This window comes from Stutzerimonas stutzeri (assembly GCF_002909485.1).
Lineage (GTDB): Bacteria > Pseudomonadota > Gammaproteobacteria > Pseudomonadales > Pseudomonadaceae > Stutzerimonas > Stutzerimonas stutzeri_AH.
In genome coordinates this window covers 720949-730001 of record NZ_PPXG01000002.1, presented here as the reverse complement: position 1 = coordinate 730001, position 9053 = coordinate 720949, and the positions used below count along the sequence as shown (strand labels likewise).

11 protein-coding genes are annotated in these 9053 nt (G+C 58.6%); 8 read left to right on the top strand and 3 right to left on the bottom strand.

Annotated features, from left to right (window positions below):
* The first annotated feature begins 194 nt into the window (after positions 1–194).
* The 4 genes from CXK91_RS07230 to CXK91_RS07215 all read left to right on the top strand — a co-directional run bounded on the left by CXK91_RS07230 (position 195) and on the right by CXK91_RS07215 (position 4830).
* Entirely contained in the window at positions 195–1436 is a 1242-nt protein-coding gene (locus tag CXK91_RS07230; protein ID WP_103455488.1) for an OprD family porin, read from the top strand.
* A 160-nt stretch (positions 1437–1596) separates the two neighbouring features.
* Complete coding sequence (locus CXK91_RS07225; protein WP_103455487.1) at positions 1597–3312, top strand: proline--tRNA ligase; 1716 nt, start codon at positions 1597–1599, stop codon at positions 3310–3312.
* 9 nt (positions 3313–3321) lie between these two features.
* Positions 3322–4251, top strand: a complete 930-nt coding sequence (locus CXK91_RS07220; RefSeq protein ID WP_103455486.1) for a hypothetical protein — start codon at positions 3322–3324, stop codon at positions 4249–4251.
* A gap of 6 nt (positions 4252–4257) precedes the next feature.
* Positions 4258–4830: a lytic transglycosylase domain-containing protein gene (locus tag CXK91_RS07215; RefSeq protein WP_103455485.1), complete on the top strand. Its 573-nt coding sequence runs from the start codon at positions 4258–4260 to the stop codon at positions 4828–4830.
* Between the two features lie 14 nt (positions 4831–4844).
* Here CXK91_RS07215 and CXK91_RS07210 read toward each other — a convergent pair whose 3' ends face one another.
* Positions 4845–5303 (bottom strand): TlpA family protein disulfide reductase, encoded by a 459-nt coding sequence (locus tag CXK91_RS07210; RefSeq protein ID WP_103455484.1) that lies wholly within the window; start codon positions 5301–5303, stop codon positions 4845–4847.
* Positions 5304–5529: 226 nt separating this feature from the next.
* Between CXK91_RS07210 and CXK91_RS07205 the strand changes: the two genes are divergently transcribed.
* On the top strand, positions 5530–5922 hold the full coding sequence (locus CXK91_RS07205) for a hypothetical protein (protein WP_103455483.1): 393 nt from the start codon (positions 5530–5532) through the stop codon (positions 5920–5922).
* A gap of 1 nt (position 5923) precedes the next feature.
* Here the strand turns inward: CXK91_RS07205 and CXK91_RS23045 are convergent, their stop codons facing one another.
* Together CXK91_RS23045 and CXK91_RS07195 are read right to left on the bottom strand one after the other, a co-directional pair.
* Complete coding sequence (locus CXK91_RS23045; RefSeq protein ID WP_103455545.1) at positions 5924–6121, bottom strand: hypothetical protein; 198 nt, start codon at positions 6119–6121, stop codon at positions 5924–5926.
* A 149-nt stretch (positions 6122–6270) separates the two neighbouring features.
* Entirely contained in the window at positions 6271–7503 is a 1233-nt protein-coding gene (locus CXK91_RS07195; RefSeq protein WP_103455482.1) for a virulence factor BrkB family protein, read from the bottom strand.
* Positions 7504–7668: 165 nt separating this feature from the next.
* Between CXK91_RS07195 and arsC the strand changes: the two genes are divergently transcribed.
* Genes arsC through CXK91_RS07180 form a run of 3 tightly spaced genes read left to right on the top strand, consistent with a single transcriptional unit; the run spans position 7669 to position 9027 of the window.
* On the top strand, positions 7669–8022 hold the full coding sequence (gene arsC / locus CXK91_RS07190) for an arsenate reductase (glutaredoxin) (RefSeq protein ID WP_103455481.1): 354 nt from the start codon (positions 7669–7671) through the stop codon (positions 8020–8022).
* Positions 8019–8624 (top strand): NAD(P)H:quinone oxidoreductase, encoded by a 606-nt coding sequence (gene wrbA, locus CXK91_RS07185; protein ID WP_103455480.1) that lies wholly within the window; start codon positions 8019–8021, stop codon positions 8622–8624. Before arsC ends, wrbA begins: the two co-directional genes overlap by 4 nt.
* Entirely contained in the window at positions 8617–9027 is a 411-nt protein-coding gene (locus tag CXK91_RS07180; protein WP_103455479.1) for a DUF2069 domain-containing protein, read from the top strand. The genes wrbA and CXK91_RS07180 overlap by 8 nt, the downstream gene beginning before the upstream one ends.
* Positions 9028–9053: the final 26 nt, after the last annotated feature.

Below are 9053 nucleotides of genomic sequence, written 5' to 3'. Positions count from 1 at the left end.
CTTCAAAACGCCGCAATCGGTGTCACGCTGCTTGCTCTAGCGCCGTACTAGAGCTAAACAGTAAATTCTCTGGATGGCTTTTTGCGAGAGCAGCCATAATTGGCTAAAGCCTGATGCAGGACTAAGAAGTTGCACCCTTTCCGCCCAACAGCGGATAGGTAAGCACCGTTTTTAAACCAAAGGAGCAATCACAAATGAAAGTGATGAAGTGGAGCGTAATCGCCCTAGCCGTATCGGCGGGCACCTCCCAGATGGCGCTGGCCAGCCAGCAATCGGAGTCCAAGGGCTTCGTCGAGGACGCGAGCCTTGATCTGTTGCTGCGCAACACTTACTACAACCGTGATTACAAGGATGGCGCCGACGACGTACGGAGCTGGGGCCAAGGCTTCATCACTACCTTCGAGTCCGGCTTCACCCAGGGCACCATCGGAGTAGGCGTCGACGCCTATGGCCTGCTGGGTGTCCGTCTCGATGGAGGTCAGGGCTATAGCTACACCGCCATGTTCGAGCGTGACTCCAACAACGAGCCGGAGCGCGACCTTTCCCAGGCCGGCGCAGCAATCAAAGCCCGGTTCTCCAACACCGTGATCAAGTACGGCAACCAGATGCCGATGATGCCGGTACTCGCATATGACGATTCTCGCCTGCTGCCAGAGTCATTTACCGGCACCTTGATCACCAGCAATGAGATCGAAGGCCTTGAGCTGAATGCTGGCCGCTTCACCGCAGATAGCTCCATGCCATCCTCCAGCCGCGATGACGTAGGCTTGAAGAGCATTGATGTTGTCGGCGGCACCTATGCATTCAACGAGAACCTGAGCACGTCGCTCTACTACGCTGACAACGAAGACGTGGCCAAGAAGAAGTACGCCAACGTTAACTACGTCATGCCATTCGGCGGCGACCAGTCGCTCGCGTTCGACTTCAACATCTACGACAACAAGTACGATAAAGAAACGTTCGGCGAAACCGAAGACACTACCATCTGGAGTCTCGCGGCCAAGTACTCGACTGGCGCGCATGCCTTTATCCTCGCCCATCAGCGCGTCACCGGTGACGGTGACTATCGCTACGATATCGGAGACGGCGGCAGCTCCATCTGGGTAGCTAACTCCTATTATTCCGACTTTAACTCCAAGGACGAACGCTCCTGGCAGGCCAGCTATGAGCTCGACTTCGGCGGATACGGCGTTCCAGGCCTGTTCTGGAAAACCGCCTATGTCTACGGCGACAACGTAGATACCCCTACCGGCGAAGGCAAGGAGCGCGAGTTCTTCAACCAGGTCCAGTACGTCGTACAGAGCGGCCCGGCGAAAGATCTGTCGCTGAAGCTGCGTAACTCGATCTACCGCTCCAACAGCGACATGCGTGAATACTACAGCCCGGACCTGAACGAGATCCGCGCATTCATCGAATACCCGCTGAGCATCCTGTAACCCAGGCACTCGGAACATTCGATGCAAAAAGGAGCCCGGCGAAAGCCGGGCTCTTCGTTTCTGCTCCCAGCCAAGCGGTGCTGTCGATCCTGTACGCCGCACCACGCGCGCCGTACAATGCCGAGCCAAATTCCAGCCTCTGCAAGGACATAACGGCCACATGCGCACCAGTCAGTTCCTGCTCTCGACCCTCAAAGAAACCCCATCCGATGCAGTTGTCATCAGCCACCAGTTGATGCTGCGTGCCGGGATGATCCGCAAGCTGGCGTCCGGTCTTTATACCTGGCTCCCGATGGGGCTACGTGCGCTGCGTAAAGCCGAAGCCATCGTTCGCGAGGAGATGAACAAGGCAGGTGCCCTGGAAGTACTGATGCCCGCCATCCAGCCGGCAGAGTTGTGGCAGGAATCCGGCCGCTGGGAACAGTATGGCCCCGAGCTACTGCGCCTGAAGGATCGCCACAACCGTGAATTCTGCGTTGGGCCGACCCACGAGGAAGTCATCACCGATCTGGCGCGTAACGAGCTTCACAGCTACAAACAGTTGCCGATCAACTTCTACCAGATCCAAACCAAATTCCGTGATGAGATCCGTCCGCGCTTTGGCCTCATGCGTGGCCGCGAATTCCTGATGAAGGATGCCTATTCCTTTCACCTGTCTCAGGAATCGCTGCAGGAAACCTACGACCGCATGCACCTGGCGTATTGCAACATCTTTACCCGCCTGGGCCTGAACTTCCGTCCCGTGCAAGCCGATACCGGCTCTATTGGCGGCACCGGTTCCCACGAGTTTCACGTGCTGGCCGAGTCCGGCGAAGACGATATCGCCTTCAGCGACACATCCGATTACGCCGCCAATATCGAAAAGGCAGAGGCGATTCCGCGCGAAACCGAACGAGCGGCGGCCAGCCTGGAGCTGCGCCTGGTTGACACACCGGACGCCAAGACGATCATCGAGCTCGTTGAACAGTTCGGTCTGGCCATCGAAAAAACCGTGAAAACGTTGGTGGTTCATGGCGTTGAAAAGGGCCAACTGATAGCCCTGATCGTGCGCGGCGACCACGAGCTCAACGAAATCAAAGCGGCCAATCTTGAGCAGGTTGCCAGTCCGCTGGTGTTTGCCTCGGAAGCGGAAATTCGAGCTGCAATCGGTGCCGGCCCCGGCTCGCTGGGCCCGCTGAACCTGCCAATCCCTTGCGTGATCGATCGCTCGGTGGCGGTGATGAGTGATTTCGGCGCCGGGGCCAATATCGATCACAAACATTACTTTGGCTTGAACTGGGAGCGTGATCTACCCATGCCGCAGGTTGCCGACCTGCGCAACGTGATGGCCGGCGATCCGAGCCCGGACGGCCAGGGCAGCCTGGTCATCAAGCGGGGCATCGAGGTCGGACACATTTTCCAGCTGGGCACCAAATACAGCGAGGCCATGAACTGCCAGGTGATGGGCGAGAACGGCAAACCTGCCACCCTTATCATGGGCTGCTATGGCATCGGCGTATCCCGCGTGGTTGCCGCGGCGATCGAGCAGAACTATGACGACCGCGGCATTCTGTGGCCAGACGCATTGGCACCCTTCCAGATCGCGCTGGTACCGATGAAGTATGAAGCCGAAGCGGTTCGCGAAGCGACCGACCGGCTGTATGAAGAGCTCACCGCGGCCGGCTACGAAGTGCTGCTCGACGATCGTGACAAAAAGACTAGTCCGGGCGTCAAATTCGCCGATATGGAGTTGGTCGGCATTCCGCACAGAATCGTTATCAGCGATCGTGGATTGGCCGATGGCACCCTGGAATACAAGCACCGCCGCGACGCCCAGCCTCAGCCGGTCGCGGCTGCTGAGATACTGTCTTTCATCAACTCGCGTGCTAATCGCTGACCGGAAACCATGCTCAACCGACATATTGTCGTTTCAACCAGTGCCGCACTTTGTGCGGCGCTGCTCCTCGGCGGCTGCGCCAACCACTTGCCGCAACGCAGCGAGCATGAGGCGCGCACCGAACGCAAACTGCTTGACCATAGCCTGCGCATCGAACTTGGCGAGCCTCAGGTGCTTGAACTGCCACAGCGCCGCATCCGCGTACAGGAACAGAAGAGCTTCGAGGTTACCGACTTCGAAGTCACACGTCGTTACGACCGCTACACCCCCTACCAACCCTGGCGCGAGCTGTACGAGATTCCCATGGGCGTCGTCGCAGTGGTCGCTGGTGTCGGCGCCAACGTGCTCAACGTGGTGATGCTCGGCAATATTCCCGAGAGTGCAACGCGGGGCTGGATCAGCTACGGATTCGCGGGCATCAATCCGTTCATGAACGTCGAATCCAACGGGCGATCGCAACAGAACCTGGCCAGCCTCAACGAGCAGCGCCGTGATGCGCGACTTGAGTACAGCAGCCTACCCTGGGCTGAACGCCCAGTGATGGTCATTGCCGGCCCGCACACCCATGAGCTTTCCACAGACCGTCATGGGGTGCTCCGGCTGAATCTGCTGGACGGCCCCTTCGCCGACCAGGACATTGCCCAAGTCGGCAAGCTGCAGTTGTCGGTCGAAGATCCTCAGGACGGCACTCGGGCCGACGCTACGCTGCTGGTCAGCCACAAGCTGCGCGGCAAGTTACAGGAGGCCCATGACCTGATCTTCGACGACCTCGAGGGTGACGATGTAGCGCAATGGGTGCATCGTGTCCGTCGCCTGTCCGAACTGGGCCTGGAAGAAGAAGCCAGCGAGCTCGAGCAGAGCCTGATCGAACTAACGCGTAACGATCCTGAGCTTCAGCAGGAGTTTTTGCAAAGCCTGATCGACAGCGGCGGCAACTGACGTCCGATGAAGGCGCGTGATCTTCTTCTAGCAATGCTGCTGGTCAGCACGATTCCAGCAGCAGCGAACATCCGCCAGGCTCCCGAACCTGAACTCCGGGACCTGATGCAGCGCACCGTTGCCGAAGCGGACAGTTTTCAAGACCGCTTCGATGCCGAGGTGTGGCTGGTAGACATGTCCGCACGACTCAAGCGCTACATTCCCGACGCAGGAGAAAGGCTATCGCTGCTCAGGTTAGTACATGGTGAGGCCAGCAAGGCAGGCCTGAAGCCGGAACTGGTATTGGCGCTTATCCATGCCGAAAGCCATTTCGACCGCTTCGCCATTTCCACTGTTGGCGCTCAAGGCATGATGCAGGTCATGCCGTTCTGGAAGGCCGAACTAGGCCGACCGCAGGACAACCTCACCGACAATGCCACCAATCTTCGCTATGGCTGCACGATTCTCAGCTACTACCTGAAGAAGGAAAATGGCGACATCAACAGAGCGTTGGCGCGTTACAACGGTAGCCTCGGCAAGAACCGCTACCCGGCCAAAGTAATCGGTTTCTGGCAGGATTTTTGGTACGTCAAACCGTAAACCTGCGCCCTGCGTTACTCGCCCCTTAGCCGGGAGAGATGAGCAAGTATTCCCTCGGCTGTTTGCTCGCCTACCAATCGCTCCCGCACAGCGCCCTTCTCGTCCACTAGGTAGGAAACCGGAAGCACCTCGCTACGCGGAAGCTGCAGGCGCTCGGCAGGATCATCGCTGAGCACGCGGAAGCGAATCCCCAGCGCTTCGGACGCCTGAATGAGTTCTTCGCCGCGCAATTCGTCGAAGTTCACACCGAACACTTCCAAATCCTGCCGCGATTCCGCCAGGGCATTTAGCTCAGGTATCTCGGTGCGACAGGGGCCGCACCATTCGGCCCAATAATTGATCAATAACCACCTGCCCTGCAGATGGGACGACGTGATTTCGCGTCCATGCTGATCTACGCCCCAGCCCTTTTCACAGGCAGAAAGAAAAAGACAGGCGAAAACAATTAGTGATGATGCAAGCCATTTGGTCATGATCGTTAATCTCCCACACGTGCGGCAGCAGCATACCGCTTCCCTTTCGCAAGGGCACGAACGGCAACGGCCGTATCCTGACGAAGTTGCCGACGGCGCCAAGTAACCGTCGCGTTTTTACCGTTCTGCGAGTCCGGTCACGTGCTGCGGCGTTCAAGTGCACAGTTTTGCCGTAGCGGCACTGCCTATAATTCCGCACCAACCAACGCAAGCCAGTAGCGAAGCCATGTCTCAACTCCACGACAAATTGATCGGTACCGTACCTGCGCGCATCGTCGAGCAAGCCGCCATCGCACTCACGACCTACGACGGTCGCGTCGCTGAATTCAATGTTGCAAGTTGGCTGCAGCTGCAGGGGCGCGCGGGACTGTCAGTGTCGCTTGTCGCCAAGTACCGCGATGGGCAACAACAGCGGGAAGCGGCTATCGATCACGGACGAACCGACGGTGCCGGCAAGATTCTGCTGTCTGGGGTCGCTCGACTGCCAGTCCGCCACAAGATCGAAGATCTCCAGGTGCACCTGCGCGCCGCCGCACCAGTGACAGCGATTACAGTCGAAGAACTATTCGTACATCCGGTCGAGCCTGTTGCCACAGAGCAGCAAACAGCCCAGGCCTGAGTCAGCCACTAACCGTCTTCGGCTTTGCCGGCACAGCCTGCAGAACGGCTCGAGGGGCATCCTCCCGCACGCCTGATCGATCCACCAGCGATTCTGGCCACTGCACAAATTGCAGGCCTGTCAGGCGATTCAATGCCTCAAGCGCAGCATCCGGCGCTCGCTGGTGCAAATATAGAATGGTGCTGCGCTTGCCGTTCATCACGCCGTCCTTCTCAACCACCCAAGCCATAGCCAGAAGCGTGCCATTAAAGAATTCCGCCTAGCACACCCGCATACGTTCGCGTTTCAGCCACTCGCGCCACTGAAACAGCTCTTAAAACCATGGTCCGCAGCAGCGCAATCACTCCGTTACTGACGTTTTTTGTCATCGCTCGCTTGCAGCCAGTCCGCCAGGCTTCCACCGAACAGATTGGCTTGCTCCTGCTGCAATAACTCAAGGGAACGTCGCAGCGTCGGATACCAAGGCTCATCGAGCTGCTCCGGCAGCGCCACCCGCGCTGAAAGCGGCCAGGGATTGCAGCGCAGCAGCTGATCCAGGCTGTAGTGGTTTAGATCACGACAAAGCACCCAGCCACCGCCGCCAGTTCGGCAGACAAGTTGCTCCTGTTCGAAAAAGCCGAGGATGTCGTCCCACTCATCTTCTGGCAATCGCAGGCCTACCTTGTGTAGATCACGCAAATGGAGCTCTCGCCCCCCCTGCTGGCGTTGGTGCAAGTTGCGCAACAGCATCAGCATGACCAACAGGCGCGGTAGCGGGCGGCGGCGCCACTGCTGCGACGACGACAGGCCGCAGACCAGCTCGGCACCGAACAGCACGATCATCCACGACAGATAGACCCACAACAGAAACAGCGGAACAGCAGCGAAAGCGCCGTAAATCAGCTGGTAGCTGGGGAAATAACTGACATAAAGACCAAACAGCTGCTTCGCTGTCTCGAACAGCACAGCGGTAAACACTCCCCCGACCAAGGCATGCCGCAGCGGAACCCGCGTGTTGGGCACCGCTGCATATATGAGCGTGAAAGCCGCCACACTCAGCAGCAGCGGCATGAGTTTTATCAGCGTGCCGACACCAATGAGCGCATACGGCCCTGAAATCAGCGAAAGCGACGCAATGTAGGTGCTAGTGGCAAAGCCTGCCCCGAGCAGCAGCGGGCCCAAACTGAGAATCGCCCAATACAGCAGAAAGCTGGACACGCCTCTTCGCGGCTGTCGTACACGCCAAATGGTATTGAACGCTTTCTCAATGGTCAGCAGCATCATCAATGCGGTGGCCATGAGAAAACCTACGCCAAACCAGGTGAGCTGCCGGGCCTGTGTAGTGAATGCGAGCAAGTACTCCTGGATGGTCGCTCCGGTGGAGGGGATGAAGTTGTTAAAGATGTAGAACTGAATCTGCTCGCCAACGCCCTTGAAGGCGGGTATCGCCGAAAGCATGGCGAAGGTGACGGTCATCATCGGCACCACGGCGAACAGCGTGGTATAGGTCAAAGCCGCCGCGCTATGTGGCCCCCGATCAGTCAGGAAACGCCTGACCAGAAATCGGCCGAACTCCAGCATGTTGTCGATGCGCTGTTGCATCCCTTCTCCTTAAAGGGCCGTCGTAAAAGCTTGACGCGACAGCCTTTGCGATCATAAGACCCGAACAGGCGGGTACGCCTGCGCCAAGTCATCCAAGCAGCGCATTCGGCAGGCGACTCGTTGAAGGTTAGAATGGCTACCTCAACCGGCGAGACGCAACTACAAATGACCGAACTCACGCTGTACCACAACCCACGTTGCTCCAAATCGCGCGGTGCGCTGGAGCTGCTGGAAGCTCGAGGTCTTGCACCTGAAATCGTGCACTATCTGGAAACCCCATCTACCGCAGCCGAGCTCTGCGCCTTGCTGGACAAACTGCAACTCAGCGCTCGACAACTGCTGCGCACCGGTGAGGATGAATACAAAACCCTCAATCTGGCCAATCCGGAGCTGAGCGAAGCTGAGCTTATCGACGCGATGGTCGAACACCCTCGGCTCATCGAGCGCCCGATCCTAGTCTCAGGTAACAAAGCAGTCGTAGGTCGCCCGCCCGAGAAGGTGCTGGAGATACTGCCGTGACCGAGCCCTATATCCTCGTGCTGTATTACAGCCGCCACGGCGCCACCGCAGAGATGGCTAAACAAATCGCCCGCGGTGTGGAAATGACCGGCATGGAAGCGCGCCTTCGCACCGTACCCGCCGTTTCCACAGAATGCGAAGCGGTCGCTCCGTCCATTCCCGACGCCGGTGCCTTATATGCGACCCTCGAAGACCTGAAGAATTGCACCGGTCTAGCCCTTGGCAGCCCGACTCGCTTCGGCAACATGGCGGCGCCACTGAAGTACTTCCTTGACGGCACCAGCAGCCTTTGGCTCACCGGCGAACTGGTCGGCAAGCCCGCAGGCGTGTTCACCTCGACCTCCAGCCTGCATGGCGGCCAGGAAAGCACGCTGCTATCGATGCTTTTACCGCTGCTGCATCACGGAATGCTGGTACTCGGCCTGCCCTACAGCGAGAACGCCTTGCTGGAAACCCGTGGCGGCGGCACGCCATACGGCCCCAGCCATCATGCAGGCGCGGACGGCAAGCGCTCGCTGGACGAGCACGAAATCGCCCTGTGCCGCGCCTTTGGGCAACGCCTGGCCAGTACGGCGCAGCAACTGGAGGCGCCTCGTGGCTAAAAAGCGCAAGCCGCTGCCATCCCTCGAATGGCTAAAACCCCGAGTCAAGCTCAGCCGTGCGATCAGCCTCGCCAGCTTCTTCGGCCTGGCCGTGCTATTGGCCGTCTGGAATCTGGTATTTGCCGATTTGCACGGTGCACGCATCTGGGTCGTGCTCAGCATCCAGCTTGTTCCGCTGCTGTTGGTCGCACCGGGCATTGTCACTGGCAGCCCGCGGGCGCACGCCTGGACATGCTTCATCGTTAACCTTTACTTCATTCAAGGGGTGCTTGCAGCCATCGACCCCGCTCGGATGATCTATGGACTGATGGAGGCGGCGATCAGTCTGACGCTATTCATTGCAGCACTGCTCTACACTCGCTGGTGCTATCAGTATGAGCGCAAGGCGGCAGGTGAAAGCTGACGGAACACTCTAGGGCTGGTTGCAAC

Excerpts from the sequence above, each read along its gene's own strand:
- CXK91_RS07230 (WP_103455488.1), top strand. The coding sequence starts at position 195 with ATGAAAGTGATGAAGTGGAGCGTAATCGCCCTAGCCGTATCGGCGGGC.
- CXK91_RS07225 (WP_103455487.1), top strand. The coding sequence starts at position 1,597 with ATGCGCACCAGTCAGTTCCTGCTCTCGACCCTCAAAGAAACCCCATCC.
- CXK91_RS07220 (WP_103455486.1), top strand. The coding sequence starts at position 3,322 with ATGCTCAACCGACATATTGTCGTTTCAACCAGTGCCGCACTTTGTGCG.
- CXK91_RS07215 (WP_103455485.1), top strand. The coding sequence starts at position 4,258 with ATGAAGGCGCGTGATCTTCTTCTAGCAATGCTGCTGGTCAGCACGATT.
- CXK91_RS07210 (WP_103455484.1), bottom strand. The coding sequence starts at position 5,303 with ATGACCAAATGGCTTGCATCATCACTAATTGTTTTCGCCTGTCTTTTT.
- CXK91_RS07205 (WP_103455483.1), top strand. The coding sequence starts at position 5,530 with ATGTCTCAACTCCACGACAAATTGATCGGTACCGTACCTGCGCGCATC.
- CXK91_RS23045 (WP_103455545.1), bottom strand. The coding sequence starts at position 6,121 with ATGAACGGCAAGCGCAGCACCATTCTATATTTGCACCAGCGAGCGCCG.
- CXK91_RS07195 (WP_103455482.1), bottom strand. The coding sequence starts at position 7,503 with ATGCAACAGCGCATCGACAACATGCTGGAGTTCGGCCGATTTCTGGTC.
- arsC (WP_103455481.1), top strand. The coding sequence starts at position 7,669 with ATGACCGAACTCACGCTGTACCACAACCCACGTTGCTCCAAATCGCGC.